1 protein-coding gene is annotated in these 383 nt (G+C 60.1%); it reads left to right on the top strand.

What is annotated here, in order from left to right:
* On the top strand, positions 1-383 hold a 383-nt coding region (locus tag Q4563_RS16875), incomplete at both ends, for an aminotransferase class I/II-fold pyridoxal phosphate-dependent enzyme (RefSeq protein ID WP_303605314.1).

Here is a 383-nt window from a genome sequence, read left to right as displayed (position 1 = left end):
AGCGGTTGCCGATAACGCCGTGGTGATTAACAGCTTTTCCAAATATTTTGGCATGACCGGCTGGCGGCTGGGTTGGGCCGTTGTGCCGGAGCACTGGGTGCCGACACTGGAAACCCTGGCGCAGAATGTCTTTCTGGCACCGCCAACCCCGGCCCAACACGCTGCCATGGCCGCCTTTGAACCAGAAACGCTGGCGCTATTGGCTGAGCGGCGGAACATTCTGGCTGAACGCCGAGACTATCTGCTCACCGCCTTGCCAGCGCTGGGTTTTGTGGTGCCGGTAGCACCGGATGGTGGATTATACGTGTACGCCGATGCCAGCCGTTTTACCGACGACAGTCTGGCGTTTTGTTTGCGCGCCTTGCGCGAAACCGGTGTTGCCC

Source organism: Gilvimarinus sp. 1_MG-2023 (genome assembly GCF_030548285.1).
This window is presented reverse-complemented; position numbering and strand designations above follow the sequence as displayed.